The sequence below is a fragment of the Litorivivens sp. genome (assembly GCF_057445395.1).
The window spans coordinates 1-20,811 of record NZ_JBVBUV010000013.1; the positions used below are offsets into that span (position 1 = coordinate 1).

The 20,811-nt window shown below is 55.1% G+C and carries 18 protein-coding genes; 14 read left to right on the forward strand and 4 right to left on the reverse strand.

What is annotated here, in order from left to right; all coding sequences use genetic code 11:
- The 13 genes from AC222A_RS05985 to AC222A_RS06045 all read left to right on the forward strand — a co-directional run.
- Window positions 1–2,190 (forward strand): TonB-dependent receptor domain-containing protein (locus tag AC222A_RS05985; protein WP_486774741.1); only part of this gene is annotated, 2,190 nt, incomplete at its 5' end.
- Window positions 2,191–2,238: 48 nt separating this feature from the next.
- Window positions 2,239–3,936: a carbon-nitrogen hydrolase family protein gene (locus AC222A_RS05990; protein ID WP_372782679.1), complete on the forward strand. Its 1,698-nt coding sequence runs from the start codon at window positions 2,239–2,241 to the stop codon at window positions 3,934–3,936.
- 9 nt (window positions 3,937–3,945) lie between these two features.
- Window positions 3,946–4,689, forward strand: a complete 744-nt coding sequence (locus AC222A_RS05995; protein ID WP_372749851.1) for a hypothetical protein — start codon at window positions 3,946–3,948, stop codon at window positions 4,687–4,689.
- Between the two features lie 140 nt (window positions 4,690–4,829).
- Window positions 4,830–6,098, forward strand: a complete 1,269-nt coding sequence (locus tag AC222A_RS06000) for an acyl-CoA dehydrogenase family protein (RefSeq protein ID WP_372759377.1) — start codon at window positions 4,830–4,832, stop codon at window positions 6,096–6,098.
- A gap of 4 nt (window positions 6,099–6,102) precedes the next feature.
- Window positions 6,103–7,545, forward strand: a complete 1,443-nt coding sequence (locus AC222A_RS06005) for an aldehyde dehydrogenase family protein (RefSeq protein ID WP_486774742.1) — start codon at window positions 6,103–6,105, stop codon at window positions 7,543–7,545.
- Window positions 7,535–8,980, forward strand: a complete 1,446-nt coding sequence (locus AC222A_RS06010; RefSeq protein WP_486774743.1) for an aldehyde dehydrogenase family protein — start codon at window positions 7,535–7,537, stop codon at window positions 8,978–8,980. The genes AC222A_RS06005 and AC222A_RS06010 overlap by 11 nt, the downstream gene beginning before the upstream one ends.
- A complete protein-coding gene (locus AC222A_RS06015) occupies window positions 8,977–9,774 on the forward strand; it encodes an alpha/beta fold hydrolase (RefSeq protein ID WP_372748271.1) in 798 nt (265 codons plus the stop codon). The genes AC222A_RS06010 and AC222A_RS06015 overlap by 4 nt, the downstream gene beginning before the upstream one ends.
- A 2-nt stretch (window positions 9,775–9,776) precedes the next feature.
- Complete coding sequence (locus tag AC222A_RS06020; RefSeq protein ID WP_372748270.1) at window positions 9,777–10,370, forward strand: isochorismatase family protein; 594 nt, start codon at window positions 9,777–9,779, stop codon at window positions 10,368–10,370.
- Window positions 10,371–10,471: 101 nt separating this feature from the next.
- Window positions 10,472–11,257: a GntR family transcriptional regulator gene (locus tag AC222A_RS06025; RefSeq protein ID WP_372748269.1), complete on the forward strand. Its 786-nt coding sequence runs from the start codon at window positions 10,472–10,474 to the stop codon at window positions 11,255–11,257.
- Between the two features lie 77 nt (window positions 11,258–11,334).
- Entirely contained in the window at window positions 11,335–12,537 is a 1,203-nt protein-coding gene (locus AC222A_RS06030; RefSeq protein ID WP_372748268.1) for an FAD-dependent oxidoreductase, read from the forward strand.
- 20 nt (window positions 12,538–12,557) lie between these two features.
- On the forward strand, window positions 12,558–13,223 hold the full coding sequence (locus AC222A_RS06035) for an isochorismatase family protein (RefSeq protein ID WP_372748267.1): 666 nt from the start codon (window positions 12,558–12,560) through the stop codon (window positions 13,221–13,223).
- Window positions 13,224–13,227: 4 nt separating this feature from the next.
- Window positions 13,228–14,172, forward strand: a complete 945-nt coding sequence (locus AC222A_RS06040; RefSeq protein WP_372748266.1) for a polysaccharide deacetylase family protein — start codon at window positions 13,228–13,230, stop codon at window positions 14,170–14,172.
- Complete coding sequence (locus AC222A_RS06045) at window positions 14,169–15,107, forward strand: polysaccharide deacetylase family protein (RefSeq protein WP_486774744.1); 939 nt, start codon at window positions 14,169–14,171, stop codon at window positions 15,105–15,107. The genes AC222A_RS06040 and AC222A_RS06045 overlap by 4 nt, the downstream gene beginning before the upstream one ends.
- Window positions 15,108–15,183: 76 nt before the next feature.
- On the opposite strand, the gene AC222A_RS06050 is transcribed toward AC222A_RS06045, so the two are convergent.
- Window positions 15,184–16,116, reverse strand: coding sequence for a hydroxymethylglutaryl-CoA lyase (locus AC222A_RS06050; protein ID WP_372781741.1), 933 nt, complete (start codon window positions 16,114–16,116; stop codon window positions 15,184–15,186).
- Between the two features lie 119 nt (window positions 16,117–16,235).
- On the opposite strand from AC222A_RS06050, the gene AC222A_RS06055 reads away from it, so the two are divergent.
- Entirely contained in the window at window positions 16,236–17,435 is a 1,200-nt protein-coding gene (locus tag AC222A_RS06055) for a CaiB/BaiF CoA transferase family protein (RefSeq protein WP_372748263.1), read from the forward strand.
- Between the two features lie 12 nt (window positions 17,436–17,447).
- On the opposite strand, the gene AC222A_RS06060 is transcribed toward AC222A_RS06055, so the two are convergent.
- The 3 genes from AC222A_RS06060 to AC222A_RS06070 all read right to left on the reverse strand — a co-directional run bounded on the left by AC222A_RS06060 (window position 17,448) and on the right by AC222A_RS06070 (window position 20,787).
- Entirely contained in the window at window positions 17,448–18,602 is a 1,155-nt protein-coding gene (locus AC222A_RS06060; protein ID WP_372748262.1) for a hypothetical protein, read from the reverse strand.
- A gap of 134 nt (window positions 18,603–18,736) precedes the next feature.
- Window positions 18,737–19,357, reverse strand: coding sequence for a 3-isopropylmalate dehydratase small subunit (gene leuD / locus AC222A_RS06065; protein WP_372781751.1), 621 nt, complete (start codon window positions 19,355–19,357; stop codon window positions 18,737–18,739).
- A 2-nt stretch (window positions 19,358–19,359) separates the two neighbouring features.
- A complete protein-coding gene (locus AC222A_RS06070) occupies window positions 19,360–20,787 on the reverse strand; it encodes a 3-isopropylmalate dehydratase large subunit (RefSeq protein ID WP_372781739.1) in 1,428 nt (475 codons plus the stop codon).
- Window positions 20,788–20,811: the final 24 nt, after the last annotated feature.

The following is a 20,811-nucleotide window of genomic DNA, read 5'->3' on the forward strand; positions in this document are numbered from 1 at the left end:
CTATTTGGGCGCAACGCATTTGCCGGTGCGGTGAATTACATTACGGCAAAGCCAAAAGCTGAGCCCGAAGCCTATATCGCGGTCACTGTGGGGGATAACGAACGCCAGGATGTGAAAGCGAGTTTTAATGGTCCGATAGCATTGGACGGCCGGCTGCTTGCTAAAGCTACCTTTGGTTTCTCTCAATACGATGGTCATACCAAGAATGATCACCCCATGGCGGATGCAGACCCCTCTGGGCCGAGTACCACGGGTAACCTGGGTGGCTGGGATGATGAAATCTACAGTTTGATGCTGGCATATGAGCCAACCGATGCACTAATGTTGCGCACGAGCTATTACAAAAATAACGCAGAGAAAGAAACAGGCGCAGGCTACAGCATTTCTGGTGTAAACGTCGCACGCTTTGGCATGCGCTTTGACGATCAGCTGGATTTGAACTGTAACTGGCGCACCGTTAACGATATCGGTAACCCCTCTCCAACAGCCGCACATTCTGGATATTCGGCTTGGTGCGGCGAGCTGCCAACCACAGCGGCGGGCGCGGAAGGCCCTAGAACTCAAGATGGTATTCTAATTGACCCGCGCGGTATCGGTCAGGTGGCGACAACAGAGGTCGTAACATTTACTGCTGACTATGAGCTCAGCGAGAGCTGGAGTGCGCACTACCTGTTTGGTTATGCGGATCACGAAACCTATTCCACCGGTGGCCCCGGCGGCGAAGACCCCCTGGTGGGGCGTAGTATTGCGGCGGACTTCGTGCTCAACGCGGCAGACAATCAGAACCCGAACGGCTACAAGTACGCAAATACTTTTAGTGGTCGGCCAAACTCCGTGCTGGAGTCTTTCTCCCACGAACTGCGCTTTGATTTCGACAGCGGCGATCGCTACCGAATGAGTCTGGGTGCGTACTACTCAAAAACAGAAGACCGCGAGCATTCAACCGTATTCATTAGCGACGTGTGTTCTCCTTTCACGGAAGAGCAGCGTCAGAATTGTTCAGAGCCAATGTCTACGCCGTCTTCAGCTGTGCCAGATCCAGGCCGTTTGACGACCGGTATTGTTTACGACCAGGTTACTCGGCAGCACGCCAACACTCGCCTGGAAGATACAAGCTTTGAAGATGAAATCATTGCACTATTCTTTTCAACCTCATACCTGGTGCGCGATAACATCGATATGACCTTCGAAGGTCGTCTGACTCACGAAGACAAATACGTGTTCCGTCATGCGGACCCCTTTGGTCTGGCGTTTGGTGAGTCGGTTACCTATCGTCTGCCGGAAGATCCCGTCGTGCCGGGTCTGGCGGATACCGTGACCAGCTCGATTATCGTGCCGGAAGACGACGAGCAGTTTTTGTACTTCACGCCCCGTGGCATTGTTAACTGGAGTCTTAACGACGATCAGATGGTGTATTTCTCGGTGGCCAAGGGTTTGAAAACTGGCGGCTTCAACAACGCAGAGAGCAAGAGTCAGCTGGTGTACGATGAAGCAACCAACTGGACTTACGAAATTGGCAGCAAGAACAAATTGCTAGACGCCGCATTGACCTTGAATGGCGCCCTGTTCTACATCGACTGGACCGGCCTGCAAGGTTCGGTACCACCGCAAGAGGCTTCGCTGTCTTCTTCAGACGTGGTGACCAATATCGGTAACGCAACCAGCCTTGGTATCGAACTGGAAGCGGCTTATCGGTTTAACCGCAACTTCTCAGTTGATGTTGGTTTGACATACAACGACGCCACCTACGACGACGGGGTGAAATATTCGCCGGGTCGTCAGGACGCTTCAACCGGTGTTGGTTGTGACGGCGTGACCTGTCCCACTGATGGCGAAGTGGGGGGTAATCAGCTTGCCCGCGGTTCTAAAGAGCAGGCTTCAATAGGCATTAATGTGCAGCAGGATTTAGATTCTGGCTGGCTGTTGACCGGACGTCTTGATGCCAACTATCAGTCCAAGCAGTTCCTGACGCCGCTTAACCTGGGGTGGGTTCCTGCGCGCACCGTGATGAACCTGTCGCTGAATGCGCTCGGGCCAAACGATCATTGGGATATCAGTTTTTGGGGTAAGAACATTACTGACGAAAACTATCCGGCAAGTGCCTTTGTGATCGGCGTATTCAACCAGTACATGGTGGGTATGGGCTCTCGTCGCAGCTTCGGCGCCACCATCAAATACACCTACTTTTAATGAGATGGAGTGGTTATTGCCACTCCACCGATGGATAGGATGCGGGACGTGACACAACGCATAAAAGCCGCTGCTGCCCAGTTTCATGTGGGCAGCGATATCGAAACCAATCTGGCAAGCTGTTTACGAGTGTTGGATAAAGCTGCTGAGCAGAATCCTGATATCGTTGTCCTGCCTGAGTTCTGTAACCATCTCTCTTGGTATGACGATGCAGATCACTGCTTTGGTGTATCGCTGCAGCTCGAAGGTGATTTTCTCAAAGCCATTGCTGACAAGGCTCGCCAGATCAATGCCTTTGTGGTGGTTGGCGTTACCTTGCAGCGTGACAATGGCAAGGTGACTGGCAGCAACCTGTTGTACTCTCGCGAAGGTGAACTTCTCGGTCTCAGCGACAAACAGGTGCTAATTGGTCATGAGAATGATTTTCTGGAACGAGCCACTGAACCTGGTGCGGTAATCGATACCGAGTTGGGACGTCTGGGGCTCTACATGTGCATGGACGGTGTCATCAATGAGACACCGCGGTGCCTGGCGCTGCGTGGCGCTGACATCATGCTCAACAGCCTCAATTCGTTTGCACCGGACGAAGGCTCTCTCCATATTCCAGTCCGCGCCGCAGAGAACAAGGTGTTTGTGGTTGCTGCTAATAAAGTGGGGCCTTTGGTTCCTGAGGCCATGATGGAAGGCATTAGCGCAGCCACCAATATCCCGGTCGAGTTCTTAAATGGTGCTGGGGAAAGTCAGATTGTTGCGCCCGACGGTACGGTTCTCGCAATGGCGAAAACCCGCGAAGAAGAAGTGGTTTTTGCGGAAATTGAACCCGCCGCCGCCCGCAATAAATTGCGCCCGGATGGCACCGATATTTTCGCGAGCCGCCGCCCTGAGCTCTATAAATCCTTGGGTGAAAACCCGGAGAATCAGCCAGAGCCCGAATTTACCGGGGCGAAGGATTTGAACGCTGCGCTGATCCAGCTATCGAGTGTGGGATCTCAGGTATTGGATGAGGCGGCCCAGAAGGTGCAGGCCGCGGTGTCCGATGGCGCGGCACTTGTTAGCTTGCCGCCTTTGTTCTGCATTGACGATGCGGCCTCGGATGCCGCGCTTGAGCAATCGCAACAGGCTATTCATAGCCTGAGTGCGGTGGCTGGCGACGCTATTGTTACCACCTCTCTGGTGCTGCCGGCAGAGGCGGGTAGGCAGCATTGTGCTGTCGCGATCTCCAGTCAGGGATTGTTGGCACGTCAGGGCCAGGTTCATTACAGCGAACGATTCTCCTGGTCGGTTTTGAGTGACAGCTTTGATACCTACGCCACGCCGTTTGGCCGTCTGGGCCTGCTGTGCACTGACGATTCCCTGTATCCGGAAAGCTTCCGTTTGATTGCTATGCAGGGCGCAGATGTTGTGGCCGTGCCACTGGCGCCACTGGAGAGCTGGGAGCTGACCACCGGTTTGATTGAGCGCGCTGGCGAGAACCGCGTGAACTTGTTGGCTGCGATGCAGCCCGGTGAACTTGGTGCGAGTTTTAGCGCTGCCCTACACGAAGATTTTACAATTTTTGGTGAGTGGAAAACCCGCCAGTTTGATGGCGTGCTGACCTATCCCATGATGACCTATGCAGCGGCTGACGCGGGTGTTACGCAGGTAACACTGCACCCGAAGAATGCCGAGAACAAAGTGGTTTCCCTCCGCACCCATGTTATCAACAGTCGGCCCTGGCATTTGCTACAGCCACTGTTGTCACAGTAAGGACGATCGATGACTTCATTGCCCAAAGCCCTGCACGACCACGTACTGAACCGTATCGTTGATACCTTCGGTATGACTGAGGTATTGAACGAGGAAGGCGGACCGTTTCTGCCGCTGGAAAGTCACCTGCCAATGCATGAGGGCAGCGTTGGCGGAATGCGAAAGTTTACTGGTGGCCCGCTCTTTCAGGTGTTGACCTCAAGCATCGTGGTGCCGGCGATGCAGCTCGATTCGCATATGGTATTTGCGTTTACCCCCTCCGACAGTCCGGTACCGCACTATACGGTTGACTCGGTTCAGGCCGGCGAGCACCACGCTTTTCACCTGGATCTTATCCCGCGGCTCGATATCGGGTCGCGCTTGAATTATCTCAATGAGGTCTATCAGCCCCTGACAGAGGTTTGCGAACAAGCCCGTAAAATTGAAGGTCTGGAGCCGGCGCACCTGTCGCCGCGCCAGTACGCCATCATGTCGCCCTGGATGTTGGCCAACCGCGCCACGCCTGAAGCGTTTGAGAAAATTCAGGTCGCAGTCGACGCCTATCTCGATCACTGGTTTGAGTTGGTGATGAAAGGTGTATCTGCGCAGGCGTTGGAAGATGTCACGCCGCAAGAGCTTGCGGCGCGCGACAAGCGCAATAAGTACGCAATTTTTAATGCCGAAGTTGATCCAGTTTGGCAGCGCATTGGCCCGTTGGTGGGGCAAGAGGCGGCAGACAAGCAGATTGCTGCTCTGCGTGAGGTGAGTGCTTAAACACCACTTTCACCCGGTTCTCTCCCTGAGGGAGGGAGATGATTACGCCACAGTAGAACATTGCGCCCCCTCTCCCTCAGAGAGAGGGTCGGGGTGAGGGAAGGTTTCCTACGCCCGGAATAAGATTCAGAGGAACACCCATGAGCAAAATGATTTCAGAACTTCTCGTTGAAGACATGACGGCAGAGGAGCGCGAACGCGCTGAACGCGTGGAGAGCATCCTGCCAACTTTGCGCGAGCGTGCCACGGCCACCGACAAGGAAGGTCGGTTCAACCCCGACAACGTCAGATTGCTGGCCGATGCAGGCTTGCTTGGATTGGTAGTACCCAAACAGTACGGCGGCCTGGGTGGCGGTTTGCGCGACTGGGCCGCAGCCTGTTTTGCGATTGGAACGGTATGCCCGTCCACAGGTTTGGCGTACTTCTTTCACAACACCTCCGCTTCTCGCGGCACGCTGGCGCTGTCAGCGCTAGAAGAAGGGCTCTTTAACGCGGAAGAGGCGCCCAAGGTAAAAGCCTTTGCCGAAAAAGTGCTTTACACCATGGGCCGAGACGCCAAGTGGTTGGCTAACTATGCCAGCGAATCGGTAAAGTCGGAGCACTCAGCAATCACCATCACCACGCAGGCTGAGAAAGTCGATGGGGGCTGGCTGCTGAACGGTGAAAAATCCTTTGGCTGTGCCACAGGTGTTGCGGATCAGTATCTGGTCACTGCTGCGCTAAAAGGTATTAGCGATGCAAGCGCGCTGAGCACTTTTATTGTCAATCGCGATGCCAAGGGCACGCGCGGACGGATTGAGTGGGATGCCATGGGTATGCGTGGTACCGCCACTGAAGGGCTGGTGCTGGAAGATGTTTTTGTGGCGGATGACGATGCGTTGGGTATCCCGGGCGCCTTTGCTCGCAGCTGCCAGATGAGCCGTTCAAGTTTTGTGGGCAATCAGGTAGCAGCGTCAGTAATCTACATGGGCGGCGCTGTTGCGGCCTACCAGTCTGCCGTCAAATTGATGAAGGACAAGAAATTCGTCGACACCGGTAAGCCGGTCGGCACTGGCCCTTACCAGCAGCAGATCATTGGCGAGATGTACGCTAACTTGCAGACGGCTTTGTTGTGGGCGCGTCGCCAGATTCAGATTGAAAGCAGCGAACCGCCGATGGTGTCCAAAGACGAGGTGGTTAAATTCTGGCGAACCTGTAAGGGCCAGATTGCTGAGCACAGTTTCCAGGTTGCCATTGCAGCGCTGAAGTGTGCCGGGACTTCCGGCACCATGTTCAGCACGCCCTATTCGCGTGCCTTGCGTGATCTGGCAATGGGGCTGGTGCAAGCCTTCCCGGCTGAGAAGGGCCGCTTGGATACCGCCAGCCTGGTGATCGAAGGCGAGGAACAGAACGCCTTCGGTAAAGGCTGATCCGATGCCCCTGACAAACTATATCAATGACACCTGGCAGGCACCGGCGCAGAGGCTGGATAGCCAGGTCTTTCACGCCAGTGAAGGCACGCCGCTGTTTCATCAGATGGCCAGCGATCCGCAGCAGATAGAAGCTGCCCTGGCAGCATCACACGCGGCACATTTGCGTGGCGACTGGGCGGCACTGGCTAACAGCGAACGGGCGACAAAACTGGACGCGATTGCAGACGCTATTGCAACGCGCATCGAAGCAATTGCAGAAGCCGATGCCGCGTGCACGGGCGTGTTGTTAAAAACAACGTCGCAAGTGGCTCAGATTTGTGTGTTGGCTTTCAAGGCCGCGTCGGCACTGTTGCGCAACCCGCCAGTGCGAAAGCCTTTTGATGGCCCACATGGCGAGGTAATTGTAGAGCGCCTGCCGTTGGGCCCCGCCGCAATTATTGCGCCATGGAATGCGCCCTCCGGCATTACCTGCCACAAGCTCGCATCGGCACTCGCCGCTGGCTGCCCGGTGATTGTGAAACCCTCGGAATGGGCGCCTCAATCGGGCCAGCTGATCGCCGAGGCTGTCGCCGAAGCTGGTTTGCCGGCGGGTGTCTTTCAATTAGTACACGGCAATGGGACTACCGGTGCGGCATTGGTGGAAGATTCCCGAATCGCCGCGGTGTCATTTACCGGTGGGCTGCAGGGCGGCAGAGCCGTTGCCAGTGCATGTGCAAAAGATATCAAACCGGCTCAGCTTGAACTCGGTGGAAACAACCCGATCGTGGTGCTTGAAGACGCCAACGTCGAGGCAGCAGCAGATGGTGTGGTGGCAGGGCTGACCACCTTGAACGGGCAGTGGTGTCGGGCGCTGGGTCGTCTGCTGGTTCACGAATCGATCGCCGATACGCTACTTGAGGCTATAGCAAGTCGGCTGTCGCAGATACGACTTGGGCATGTGCTGGACGTCGATAGCGATATGGGGCCGGTTGTCCACAAAGGCCACTATGAACTTATCAAGCAGGCGGTGGCTCACTACGAGAGCATCGGCGGTACCGCGCGCAGTTGGAGTGCGCTGCCGGATCTGGCTGGCTATTTTATCGCGCCTACCCTGATTACCGGGCTTGATGCAGCGCAGGCCAGCGAGGAGATCTTTGGTCCGGTTGCGACGGTGCATACCTTTTCCGATGATGCCCAGGCAGTTGCACAGGCTAACGGTACGCCCTTTGGCTTGGCAGCCTATGTGTTTGGTGCGGAGCCTCATGCGTGGACGGTCGCCAGCGGCATCCGTGCAGGTAATATCAAGATTAACGCGGTGAGCATGCTGAATCTGAACCCGATGGCCCCGCGTCCGGCCTGGGGGCTAAGTGGTCTCGGCGACGAAGGTGTTGTAGAAACCTTCGAGTTTTTCCGCGGTACCCGCATTATCGGCGTGGCCGGAAAACCGGAGTTAGATGATGCCTGACTTTCACAAAAGTGATCTGCTGATCGGCGGTCGTGACCAGAAAGCGCAGAGCGGTGAGTATTTTGATGTGCTCTCGCCGGCGACGGAACAGGTGATGGGCCAATCGGCCCGTGCCGGCAATGCCGACGTCGAACTTGCAGTTGCGGCCGCACGGCAGGGTTATCACGAATGGTCGGCATTAGCGCCGAAAGAGCGTGAAGCGACACTGCTGCGCGCCGCAGATTTGATGGCTACGACGGGGGAGCAGCGTTATCTCGACCTGCTGATCGATGAAAGTGGCTCCGTTATCAATAAAGCCCGCCACGAAATTTACTATACCGTTGATCTCTTGCGCACGGCTGCAGGCGAAGTACGTCGCCTCTATGGCGATACTTTTCCCAATGACAATCCAGCGCGTATGAGCATGGTATTTCGCGAACCTCTGGGCGTGGTTGGTATTGTGTCGCCCTATAATGCGCCGCTGGCACTGCTCGCGAAAATGACCGCCTTTCCACTGGCGGCGGGAAACAGTGTCGTCATCAAACCCTCGGAAGAAACACCCCTGATCGCCGTAGCCTTTGGCAAGCTGCTGGTAGAAGCCGGCGTGCCGGCTAATGCCGTCAGTGTCGTTACGGGTTTTGGTCAAGAGTGCGGTGCCCCCCTAGTAAGTCACAGTGGGGTTGATGCCATTGCACTGACGGGCTCCACGGCCACGGGTCAGGTGATTGGTGCGCAAGCCATGCAGCAGATGAAGCGGGTGCAGCTGGAGCTGGGTGGCAAAAGCGCGCTGGTGGTGCTGAAAGATTTTGACCCGCAACAGGCGGCCGAGATTGCGGTGCAAGGCATGTTCAATCACGCCGGCCAGATTTGCATGGCCAATTCCCGAATTGTGGTTGAAGCACCTGTGTTTGATGCCTTCTGTAATGCCATGAAGCAGGTTTGTGAAAATCTCAAGATTGGCGATCAACGCGATACTGAATGTGTTTACGGACCGCTGATTAATCGTCGCGCCGTGGAGAAAGTCGAAGCCCACTTGAGTGATGCCTTGCAGCGTGGTGCCACCGTTCTCACCGGCGGCAAGGTGAAGCAGGGATTGGTGTTTGAACCCACGGTGCTGCTTGAACCGCCGCGAGACAGCAGCGCCTGGCGTGATGAAAGCTTCGGACCGATGACCAGTGTCGTCAAGGTGGCAGATTTCGACGAGGCAATCGCGCTGGCGAATGACAGTGAGTACGGTCTTTCGGCCGGCGTTCTCACCCGTGATATTCAGCTGGGATTTAAGGCGGCGCGCGCCATTCGCAGCGGCGCCGTGCACATTGGCATGCACGCTTTCCAGAGCAATGCGATGGCGCCTGTCGGCGGTCTCGGTTTATCGGGCATGGGTCGCAGCGGTGGCCATTACAGTACCGATGAGTTCACCGAGTTGAAATGGATCAGCGTGGAGTTAGGGCAGTGATCAGGCGCGGCTACTGCGATATCGATGGTGGGCAGCTGCATTACCGCCAAGCGGGAAGCCGCGACAAATTGCCCCTGCTTTTACTGCATCAGAGTCCGAGCAGTTCTGTGATGTATGAAGCGCTGATGCAAGTACTGGGTGACGACTATTGGTTGCTTGCGCCCGACACACCCGGCTTTGGTCAGAGCGACCCACTGAGCGAACCGGTCTCGATTGTCGCCTATGCGCGGGCGATCCAGCAGTTCCTCGATGCGCTTGAGATTGAACAAGCGTTGGTGTTTGGTCATCACACCGGTGCGTCCGTTGCAGTACAGCTTGCCCACGACCATCCACAGCAGGTTGTGGCGCTGGCCTTATCGGGGCCAACCCTGCTGAGTGATGCCTTGAAGAATATATTGCCAGAAAAGGCCAAGCCATTTCCCTTGAGCGCCGATGGCAGTCACCTGTTGAGTATGTGGCAACGCATGCGTGATAAGGAGCCCGACGCGCCGCTGGCACTGACCCTGCGGGAAACGCTGTTGGGCCTGGCTGTGGGCGAGGCATACCCTGATGCGTATCGCGCTGTCATTGAGCAGCCTTTTGGTGAGCAGTTGCAGGCGTTGACTTGTCCGGTGTTGGTGTTTGCCGGTGACGGCGACCCTCTTTACGGGCAGCTTGACGCCGCATATGGCCTGCTCGCCAAGGGCGAAAAACAGGTTATACAGGGTGCGCGCACCTATGCCTGTGATCTCTATGCCAATGAGATTGGTGCGCACCTGAAAGCCTTTTTTTCGCGCGCGTGCAAAGGAAACTGACAATGGATCTGGAACGTAACAGTGTGGGTATTGGTCAGCGTCCGGCCCTGATACTGGTCGATATGATCAAGGGCTTTACCAGCTCTGCCTGTCCCCTGGGTACTGATTGCCCGGAAGTGGTCGCGGCGAACGCAGCGTTGCTGGAGGGTTTTCGCGCCCGCAATCTGCCGATATTTTTTACGACGGTGGTTTATCGAAATCCCGATCAGGCCAGCGTATTTCGCAACCGTATTCAGGCGTTGAACTGCCTCACTCCAGACTCTCAATGGGTGCAGGTTGATTCGTCGCTTACCCCGCGCGAGGGCGAAGCGCTTATCGAAAAGTGTTGGGCCAGTAGTTTTTTTGGCACCGACCTGGCCGTGCGCTTGCAAAGTTCAGGTGCCGATTCGCTGGTGGTAACCGGGCTCACGACCAGTGGCTGTGTTCGGGCGACGGTGGTGGACGGACTGCAGCACAACTACCCGGTGGTAGTACCGCGCGAGGCGGTGGGAGATCGCAACCCTCAGGCTCACGAAGCTAACCTGCACGACATGCACGCTAAATATGCGGATGTCATCGCCATGCAGGAAGTGCTGACGACCATACGGGGTTTGTAAAAAGTAGAGGGCGAGATCACAATGTCTCTAAGCTATAATGATATAGCTTTTGGTTGGGCGGCGACGTTCGGCCCCGTGGGAGACAAGGAGATAACAAGATCATGAGCGCTATGGATCCGCTGTTCAGCAAACGCGATCTGGAATTAATGCAGGGTGATACACCGACCCCGCTTTATCACCAGATGTATACGCTGCTGAAGAGCCGCATTATGGACGGGACAATTGCTCACGGTACCCAAATGCCAACTGAGCAGCAATTGGCGGAGATGTTTGGTGTATCGCGTATTACCGCCAAACGCGCTATGGACGAACTCGCGGCCGAGGAGTTGGTAGAGCGCCGCCGTGGCAAGGGTACACATGTGACCCACCACTACGCGCCGGAGCCGGTACAGGCACCGCTGGTGGGTATGCTGGAGAAGCTGGCGAGCATGGGGCGCCACACGCGCGTCAAAGTGCTCGATGTGGAGAGAGTGGTACCACCAGGCGATATACGCGCCGAGCTCAAACTGGCGGCCGGTGAAAAAGCACACCGGATAATTCGCGTGCGCAGCAGCGAAGAAGGAGAACCCTTCGCTTACTACATCAGCTGGACCGTTGGCATACAAAAGGGCTTTACCAAGCGAGAGCTGGAAAAAGGTGTACGCCTGGACATCATTAAAGAAAACGGGCTCAACCTGACAAAGGTGGAACAGTACCTTGGAGCGGACAAGGCCTCGTTGGAAGTGGCGCGGGAACTGGAAATGAAACCCGGCGAACCAACACTGACACTGGTTCGTCACTCCTATACCAGTGATGACAAACTGGTGGATATTCTGTATTGCCAGTACAACCCAAAACGCTTCCAGTATCGGATGAGTCTGAGTATGGATGAGTATAAAGGCGGCTAAACGTTCTCGGTAATACCCACGGCAGGCGGGGGCGGCCAGCGGGTTTTGCCAGTATAGACAATTAACGAGAGGCAACAATGCAACACAACAATCCGATTATCGTCGCCGGTTCAGGCCCCGCCGGCTCGCTGCTCACACTGTATCTGGCCCAGCATGATGTTCCGGTTATCCTGCTGGAAAAAGCCGATAGCCTGCCGATTGACCTGCGCGCTTCGACCTTCCATCCGCCGTCACTGGAAATGCTGGCAGAGGTGGGACTGACCGACGAGATGTTTGCCAAGGGGCTCAAGGTCGATAAGTACCAGTATCGCGATCGCCGCACCGATGAGGTGGCGGAATTCGATATGAAGCTGATTGCAGATGAAACCCCGTTCCCGTTTCGACTCCAGCTTGAGCAGTATGAAATGACACATATTGTTGGGGAGCGACTAAAAGCCTTCCCTCATGTGCAGGTAAAGTTTGGACACGAAGTAATTGAAGCGCGCAATGTGGCAGATGGCGTCGAAGTCGATGTGCGCACAGCCGCCGGCAAAACAACGCTTAAAGGCAGCTTTTGTGTTGGTGCAGATGGAGCGTCGAGCAATGTGCGTAAGTCGGCGGCCATTGGCTTTGGGGGCTTCACGTACGATGAGAAATTTCTGGTTGCCAGTACGCCATTTCCCTTTGAAGAGGTGTTCGACAACCTGTCCTATGTGAATTACGTGTCGGATCCCGACGAGTGGTGCGTGATTTTGCGCACCGACAAGATATGGCGGGTACTGTGGCCAACGGAACCTGGCGACAGTGATGAAAAATTACTGTCTGACGACTTTATTCAATCGCGGTTGAAACACCTTTACGATAAAGGCGATGACTACGAAATAGGTCATCGTACCCTGTACAACGTGCATCAGCGCGTGTCGGAAACCTATTTTAAAGACCGCATTGTATTGGCGGGTGATGCTTGTCATATCAATAATCCGCTTGGCGGCATGGGGATGAATGGTGGCTTGCATGATGCTTTCAATTTGGCCCAACGGCTGGTTCGCCTTATGCAGGATGGCGGAGATCATTTGGCAGAATTTGGGCAGTACGATCGTCAACGTAGAGAGCTGGCGGTAGATTTTGTGCAGAAGCACACTATCGAAAATAAAAAGCTCATGGAATCGACAGATCCGGATATTCAACAAAAACGGCAGGCCATGCTGATGGACACTGCGAGCGATCCCGTAAAGGCCAAGGCCTTTTTAATGGAGCGGGCCATGCTCAACTGCCTGCGAGACAGTCTTGCCGTGCAATAACGAGCGTTTGAGGAGGGGCTATGGAAACAACGACAAAGACCGCCAAGGAAATCTATCTTGAGGTAAAAGCCAACCCGGCGCGTAAACGCTTCGGCTTTGGTGAGAAAGCCATTCTGGTCAATATTGATCCGCAGAAGGCCTATACTCGAACCGACCTCTTTAAAACGGCCTACGAAACCGATCCGCGTCAGTTGGAGTATATCAACGAGCTGGCCAAACGCTTTCGCGCGATGGGCTGGCCAGTAGTGTGGACGCATGTGGCCTATATGGAGTCTGGTGAAGATGCCGGAATCTGGGGTACACGCACTGATACTCCAGATAGTTTGCAGAACATCAAATTTGGCTCTGAGCGAAGCGAATTCGATGACCGTCTCGAAATTGACGAGGTCAACGACGTCATATATCTGAAAAAGATGCCATCTGCGTTTTTTGAAACCCAGCTTCAGTCGCTGTGTGTGTGGCACAAGGTGGATACGGTTATCCTGACGGGGGGGTCAACGTCTGGCTGCATTCGGGCTACGGCGGTGGAATCCCTGTCACGCGGCTATCGCACCATTGTGCCCGAGGAGTGTGTGGCCGATAAGCATGAAAGCTACCATTACGCCAATCTCACTGACCTCTCGCTGAAATACGCGGATGTTCTAGGAGTGCAGGAAGTCTTTGATTGGCTAGACGCAAAGGGTTAAGAGCATGAAAGAAGACCCGGGGTTTTACGATTACTGGGCCTACCAGAACCGGCCAAAGATTGAATGGCCTAACGGTGCAAAAGTGGCGTTCTGGGTGGCACCGAATATAGAATTTTACGAGTTGAACCCGCCGGATAACCCCCATCGTAAACCCTGGCCGCAAGCGAGTCCGGCAGTGGCGGGTTACAGTATTCGCGACTACGGCAACCGTGTTGGTCATATGCGGCAAATGCAGGTGCTGGAGAAATACGGTGTGCGCGGTTCCATTTCGCTGAGCACTGCCCTGTGCGACCACCATCCGGAAATTATTGAGCTTTGCAAAGAGCGAGACTGGGAATTCTTCAGTCACGGTATATATAACACCCGCTATACCTATGGTATGAGTGAGGCCCAGGAGCGCGAGATGATTCGCGACTCCATGGAAAGCATCTACAAACATACCGGGCAGAAGTGCGCCGGTTACCTCGCACCGGCGTTGTCTCACTCCGAAAAAACCCTCGACTTGTTTGCCGAGGTAGGCAGTGAACTGTTTGGCGATGAGGGTGGCATCTATACCTGTGATCTTTTTCACGATGACCAGCCCACACCGATACGTTTGCGCAGTGGCAAAAAGTTTGTCTCGATCCCTTATTCGCTTGAGATGAATGACACCATTGCCTATGTGGTAAACAAGATTGAGCCGCGCCGCTACGGCCAGAACATTAAGGACAACTTCGATCGCTTGTATCAGGAGGGCGCGGACAGCGGCACCATCATGTGTATCCCCACCCATAATTATCAGGTGAGCTGCCCGCATCGGCTTAAAGCCTTCGAGGAAGCTTTGGAATACATCACCGGCCATCCCGACGTGTGGGTGACGACAGGGCGTGAGATAGCGGAATTCTTTATTGAAAACTACTATGACATCGCGCTGGCGGATATTGCAGCGAAACAGGAAGGTGCCGCATGAGTCTGGATACTTCATCGTTGGATAAGAGCTATCTGGAATATTCCGAACGCAGCTATGGCATGGATCACGACCGCTATGACTGGTCTATGCTGACCGAGCGCAAGCCTGTTCAGTGGCCCAACGGCAGTAAATTGGCACTGTGGGTGAATGTGGGTTTGCAGTTTTTCCCTCTGAATCAGCAGGGAAAGCCTTTTAAGGTGCCGGGCGGAATGACGATGCCGTACCCGGACTTGCGACACTACTCCCTGCGCGACTATGGCAATCGCGTCGGTATTTACCGTTTTCTGAAAGCCTTTGATCGCTATGGCGTAACGCCGACGTTTGCGGTCAATAGCCGCCTGGCCGAACGCACGCCCTATCTCATGGATGTATTGAAGGAGCGCGGCGAAGAAATTCTTTGTCACGGCGAGCATATGGATGCGCTGCACTACGGCGGGCAGGACAAAGCCGAAGAGTCGGACCAAATTGAGCGAGCACTGGAAAGTTTGCGCAAACTCAGTGGTCAGAATATTCGGGGTTGGATTTCACCGGCCAAAAGCGAGTCGGCCAATACCCCGGATCTGCTCGCTGCAAATGGTATCGAGTATTTCTGTGATTGGGTGAATGACGATATGCCGTATGGCTTTCGTACCGAAAGTGGCGAGCTTATCGCCATGCCGCTTTCCACCGAACTGGAAGACTTTTTCGTGATCCAGAATAACGGTCATTCAGAGGGAAGCTGGGTAGAGCAGGTGTGTGATGCCTGTGACTTTTTGTTGCACGAAGCAAGTGAGCAGGGTGGCCGGATTCTGGCGTTGAATATTCACCCCTGGTTGCTGGGGCAGCCGCACCGAATCGCACGACTGGAAAAGGCGTTGGACTATATTACGTCGCAGGATGGGGTCTGGAGTGCCGGGGCGGGAGAGGTTCTGGATTGCTGGAAGGCTCAGCAGTAATGCCATCACCCTGCCCTTGGTTTCAAGTGGCAGGGTGGATTTTTCTCTCTGAAGAAAAGAGGGGGGCGGCGAGCGGTCAGCTCGCTCGTGCAAAACCCTTCGGTAGTCCGGCTTCCGGGGTAAATCCGTACATCTCTTCGTCCGGCAGTGCCTGCTGTACCAGTTTCCGTACTGCCAGCAGCTTTTCAATATCAATTCCGGTTTTCAGGCCCATCGCCTCCAGCATAAACACGAGGTCTTCCGTCACGATGTTACCACTGGCGCCGGGCGCAAACGGGCAGCCGCCGATGCCTCCCAGAGAGCTGTCTATCGTGGTCAAGCCGATATCCACAGCGGCTAACGCATTCGCTAGTCCCTGACCGCGGGTGTTATGCAGATGCACACCATTTAATTTTTCGCGACCGCAGTTTTCCCAGATTCTTTTGGTCAAACGCTTTAGCTGAGCGGGGTTGCCGTAGCCGGTGGTATCCGACAACCCTACTTCATCTACGCCCAACGCCACGGCTTTAACGGCCAATTGAACGACAAGATCTTCAGACACAGGCCCCTCAATCGTACAGCCGAAAGCCGTTGAAAGGCCTACTTCAAATTTTGGCCGATCTGCCTCGGGCAGTTCTCGAATACGCTGCACTATGCGGTCGATTTCTTCCAGCATCTGTACGTGGGTGCGCTTCACATTTTTCAGACTGTGAGTCTCGCTGACTGACAGGGGGATGGAAATTTTGTGGGCACCGGCAGCAATAGCATTCTCGGCCCCGCGCAGGTTGGGCACCAGGGCAGCGACTGCCAGACCCGGTATAGTGCGCGCATAGCTGACGATTTCAGCGGTATCGGCCAGCTGTGGAATCACGCTGGGCGGAACAAAAGAGCCCACTTCAATCTCCGGTACGCCAGCGGCGGCTTCTGCCGCTATCCAGGCCTTTTTGTCCTCGGTGGACATGATGGATTTGATGCTTTGCAGACCGTCGCGGGGACCTACTTCGCTAATTTCGATATCGATGTTTGTCATGTAGGGATAAACACGCCTGTTGAATCAAAAGATATAAAGATATAACATAATAGCAATTGTAGCTCGTGTGGCTGGCAAATGCCACCCGCACAATACCCAGAACAAGACAGGTGAATCGCGTGACTGAACAAGCCAATCTGCCGTTGTCCGGTATCAAAGTTGTTGAATTTACCCATATGGTAATGGGGCCGACCGTGGGTCTGATACTGGCCGACCTGGGCGCTGAAGTGATCAAAGTGGAGCCGCTGAAGGGCGATAACACGCGTCGCCTGATGGGGTCCGGCGCCGGCTATTTCCCGATGTACAACCGTAACAAACAGAGTTTGTGTATCGACCTGAAAAATGACAAAGGTCATGCAGCGGCGCAAAAGTTGATAGAAGGTGCGGATGTGCTGATTGAGAATTTTCGGCCCGGCGCGATGGACAAACTGGGCTTTGGTTACGAGGCCATGAGCGAGAAAAACCCACAGTTAATTTACTGCTCGCTAAAGGGTTTTCTCGATGGTCCCTACCAGCATCGTACGGCGCTTGATGAAGTCACCCAAATGATGGGCGGGCTGGCGTACATGACCGGTTTGCCCGGGAAGCCCATGCGTGCGGGTTCATCGGTTGTTGATATCGCCGGCGGTATGTTTGGGGTAATAGGGGTGCTTGCCGCGCTGGAAGAACGTCACCGAACGGGTAAAGGGCAGGAAGTTAAAAGTTCCCTGTTTGAAAGCACGGCCTTTATGGTGGGGCAGCACATGGCTCAGCAGGCTGTGAGTGGCAATGAGCCCAAGCCGATGTCGGTACGTACCTCCGCCTGGGCGGTTTACGATATTTTTGATACCGCCGATGGCGACCAAGTATTTGTCGGCGTGGTGAGTGATACCCAGTGGCGGTTGTTCTGTGAAGCCTTTGAGCTGACCGAGTTTGCGCAGGACAGCACCCTGGATGGTAACACTGAGCGCGTGAAGCAGCGCGAGCGTATTTTACCGGTAATACGCGAGCGTTTCTCGGCTTTGAGTAAGGAGGCGCTGATGGCCAAGCTGGACCAGACGGGCCTGCCTTTCGCGCCGATTAACAAGCCCTCGGACTTGTTCGATGATGTGCACCTGAATGAGTCAGGTGGCCTGGTAGATGTGACCTTGCCGCACAATGGTGAAAAAACCAAATTACCTGGACTGCCGGTACATATGGGTGGTCGGCGTTTTGCCTTGCGTCAGGATTTGCCGAAAGAGGGTGAGCACTCGCGCGCGGCGCTGGCGCAGGCGGGGCTCAGCGAGTCGGATATCGAAGCCTTGCTGGCTGATGGAATTGTGAGAGCAGGTGGTCAGTAACTCACCTGCTGTCTAGATTTCCGGTGGGTTGAACAGACGTTTCAGAATTTCAAACTCCTTGACCAGGCTCATGCGCGGTGAGTCTTGGGGCAGTACCCAGGATTGCAGCGTCCAGGCACGGTGTTCGTTGTTCCAGCCGAGCTTGAAAGTTTTGCGGTCTTGATCATCCGGGTCAGACACTGTCACCGTGGCGACCTTGCCGCCGGAAGAAAAGCGGATGCTTTCGATATTCTGGCCGGACTGCAGGCCGCGGCAATAAAAACGGTCTAGAGGCTCTACGATAACCACCATGCCCAGATAACTGTGGATAAATTTCTCGTCCCAGAAGGTTTCTCTGGCGCGAGGTTTGGGGCGGGCGGCCCGACAATCAGCCATAGCCGATTCGAATTGCTGGGTGTTTCTCGCTATTTCGGTTTTCTTCTCGATCACGCGCAGCGCCAGTTCGCTTAATCTCAGCACTTCTGATGCGTTAGGATTTACTTGCTGAAGTAGTTGACCTAAAGCGTGAATTTCCTCCAGATATTCTCTGTCGCGCAGCGCCGGTGTTCGGCTTTTAAGCGATTGGGCAAGTTGGTTGTCGGTGTGCTGTGCGTGTTCTGAAATCGCCGCGTTAATTTTTGCGCGAAAAGGTTCCTCGACGCACAGTGGCATGCCTGGCAACTCAGGTGTTGCCAGTAGTGAGGCTTCCATCTCAGCAGCACGGGTTGTCATGCTCCGCTGGTAGTTGAGCCATTGTGCGGTCGAGTTAATCGGCCTCTGCGTACTTGCCAACAAACTTTGCAATTCGTGCTCGCATACAGCGCGTTGATAGTCGCGCAAACTGCTTGTCAGTGCGAAATAGCGAAAGCGGGTTTGCATAACCATTGCTGCGGGTACGCGGGGAGGCGAGTAGTTTCCCTGGGCTTGGAATAGGCTGTCATTCTCGAGGGCAGTAGCAATAAATGCTCGCTCATTGCTCAGCAGCGATAGGTAGCCCACAAAGTTGGGCGCTGACTGTTCAATTGTGTCCTGAAAGCCTTCCATTTGCTCAAAGAAGGCTCTCCATTGTGGCGCGCTTGCGGTGTATCCGGCTTGTTCTATGGCGCGTAATTGTGCGCAGCCTTGCAGGAGAAGCGCCAGTCCCAAGATGAGCGTGGCTTTGTAAATTATTCTGTTGCCGATAGTCATTCCCGGCTCCGTTAGCGGATTTTGGCGCGTTTCGTTTGCGTGGCACTAAAAGTATAACGGAAAGCGACCGGGTAACGAATGTGGAATTCAGTCGAGGCTTCTTAGTAAGCGCCGATGTTTAGATGGGTAAGTGCTTAAAGGTAGGCCCAGCTGCGACGTTTTCGATCCTCTTTTTCAAAGGCGTCAATCTGCGTCTGGTATTGCAGGGTGGCACCGATTCGGTCCAGTCCGTTTAGTAGCATATCGCGCGCATCTTTTTCGATCGTAAATGCAAAGCAGTCGCCCTGAGGGGTGCAGACCTGCTGTTGTTGCAGATCGACGCGCAGTTTCTGCTGTTGCGGAGATGCTTCAATGGCCTGCGCCAGACGGCGGATGGTAGCTTCGGAGAGCACCACCGGCAGCAGGCCGTTGCCAATGCAGTTGTTATAGAAAATCGAACCGAAGCCCGGTGCGATAATGGCCCGAATACCGTATTCCGCCAGCGCCCAGACAGCGTGCTCTCGGGACGATCCGCAGCCGAAGTTGGGTCCGCCAAGCAGTATGGTGGTGTTTTCGTAGGGAGGCGTGTTGAGGATGAAGTCAGGGTTGATTTCACGACTGCCGGGGAGCTTATAGCGCCAGGCGGCGAACAGCCCCTCGCCGAGCCCCTGTTTGGAGACCAGTTTCATTTCTCGCGAAGGAATAATGGCGTCGGTGTCGATATTAGCCTGTAACATCGGAGCAGCAACACCGGTGTGAACAGTAAAGGGCTCGATACTCATAGCTGATGCTCCCGGCGGGTAGGGGCTTGTTCTGTCAGCATTTGCCTTGGGTCAGTGATGGCGCCGGCCACTGCTGACGCGGCAACCGTCAATGGGCTGGCTATATGGGTTTTGACGCCGGGCCCCTGTCGATTTTCAAAGTTACGGTTTGTTGTAGACACTACGCGCTTGCCAGCACCAAAGGTTTCGCCGCCGGCGTAAAAACACATGGAGCAGCCCGATTCGCGCCATTCAAACCCGGCGCGCTGGAATGTCAGATGTAGCCCTTCCGCTTCGGCAGCCCGCTTTACCTGTGTAGAGCCGGGTACGCACACTGCCGCTACGCCGGGGGCGATGTGTTTGTCTTGTAGAAACTCAGCCACCGCGCGCAGATCGCTGAGCCGGCTGTTGGTGCACGAGCCGATAAACGCAGCATCAATGGGCGTGCCGGCAATGGGTGTGCCGGGTTTAAGCTTGATGTAGTCGATGGCCTTTTGCATGTAGGCGCTTTTCTCTCCGATCGGTGCGGGGATGGAAGCGTCTACAGCAATCGTCTGTTCAGGATTAATTCCCCAGCTGATCGCCGGTGCAATGGTGCTGACGTCGATGGAAATTTCGCGATCAAACACGGCGTCGTCATCGCTGCGTAATTGTTGCCAGTAGGCTACGGCTTTGTCCCACTGCTCGCCTCTGGGGGAAAAGGGGCGATCACGGACATAGTCGATGGTTTTCTCATCCGGGGCGATCAGACCGCTGACAGCGGAAAATTCTACGGCCATATTGCACAGTGTCATCCGCTGTTCCACATCCAGTGCGCGGATAGCGCTGCCGGCAAATTCCACCACATAGCCTGCACCGCCGTCTGCGCCGTGCTGGGCGATCAGATGAAGAATCATGTCCTTGGCGGTGACGCCGAAGCCGAGTGTACCTTCGAAATTTACCCGCAGGGTTTTCGCTATACGCAATTCCAGGGTGCGTGTTGTTAACGCGTGTTCTGCCTCTGTGGAGCCAATTCCCCAAGCCAGTGCTCCCAGACCGCCGAGCGTGCACGTGTGGCTGTCGGGGCACACCAGGGTCAGGCCTGGCAGGGCAATGCCCTGTTCGGCAGCCACGACATGGGCAATGCCCTGATTCTCATCGCGCACGTCGAACAGATGAATGCCGGCGTGATGTGCTTCCTTGCGGGTTGCCTGAATAAACTGGGTGCCTGAGGGCATGAGGGTCTCGTCGCCGCGCCCGGGGAAGGTGTCGACGATATGGTCCATGGTGCAGAACACCTGCTGCGGACGAGCAACCTGGCGGCCGCTTTCCTGCAGGCTTTGAAGGGCAATGCTGCCGGTGCGCTCGTGCAGAAAAATGCGGTCTATATAAATCAGTCGGCGGCGGTCGCCCAGATCAATGGCGCTGTGGTCGCTCAGTATTTTTTCTATCAGGGTGCTGCCCATAGTCTCGCGGTCACCTTGCATGCG

Excerpts from the sequence above, each read along its gene's own strand:
- AC222A_RS06005 (WP_486774742.1), top strand. The coding sequence starts at position 6,103 with ATGCCCCTGACAAACTATATCAATGACACCTGGCAGGCACCGGCGCAG.
- AC222A_RS06020 (WP_372748270.1), top strand. The coding sequence starts at position 9,777 with ATGGATCTGGAACGTAACAGTGTGGGTATTGGTCAGCGTCCGGCCCTG.
- AC222A_RS06010 (WP_486774743.1), top strand. The coding sequence starts at position 7,535 with ATGATGCCTGACTTTCACAAAAGTGATCTGCTGATCGGCGGTCGTGAC.
- AC222A_RS06035 (WP_372748267.1), top strand. The coding sequence starts at position 12,558 with ATGGAAACAACGACAAAGACCGCCAAGGAAATCTATCTTGAGGTAAAA.
- AC222A_RS06025 (WP_372748269.1), top strand. The coding sequence starts at position 10,472 with ATGAGCGCTATGGATCCGCTGTTCAGCAAACGCGATCTGGAATTAATG.
- AC222A_RS06030 (WP_372748268.1), top strand. The coding sequence starts at position 11,335 with ATGCAACACAACAATCCGATTATCGTCGCCGGTTCAGGCCCCGCCGGC.
- AC222A_RS05995 (WP_372749851.1), top strand. The coding sequence starts at position 3,946 with ATGACTTCATTGCCCAAAGCCCTGCACGACCACGTACTGAACCGTATC.
- AC222A_RS06050 (WP_372781741.1), bottom strand. The coding sequence starts at position 16,116 with ATGACAAACATCGATATCGAAATTAGCGAAGTAGGTCCCCGCGACGGT.
- AC222A_RS06040 (WP_372748266.1), top strand. The coding sequence starts at position 13,228 with ATGAAAGAAGACCCGGGGTTTTACGATTACTGGGCCTACCAGAACCGG.
- AC222A_RS06000 (WP_372759377.1), top strand. The coding sequence starts at position 4,830 with ATGAGCAAAATGATTTCAGAACTTCTCGTTGAAGACATGACGGCAGAG.
- AC222A_RS06070 (WP_372781739.1), bottom strand. The coding sequence starts at position 20,787 with ATGGGCAGCACCCTGATAGAAAAAATACTGAGCGACCACAGCGCCATT.
- AC222A_RS06045 (WP_486774744.1), top strand. The coding sequence starts at position 14,169 with ATGAGTCTGGATACTTCATCGTTGGATAAGAGCTATCTGGAATATTCC.
- AC222A_RS06060 (WP_372748262.1), bottom strand. The coding sequence starts at position 18,602 with ATGACTATCGGCAACAGAATAATTTACAAAGCCACGCTCATCTTGGGA.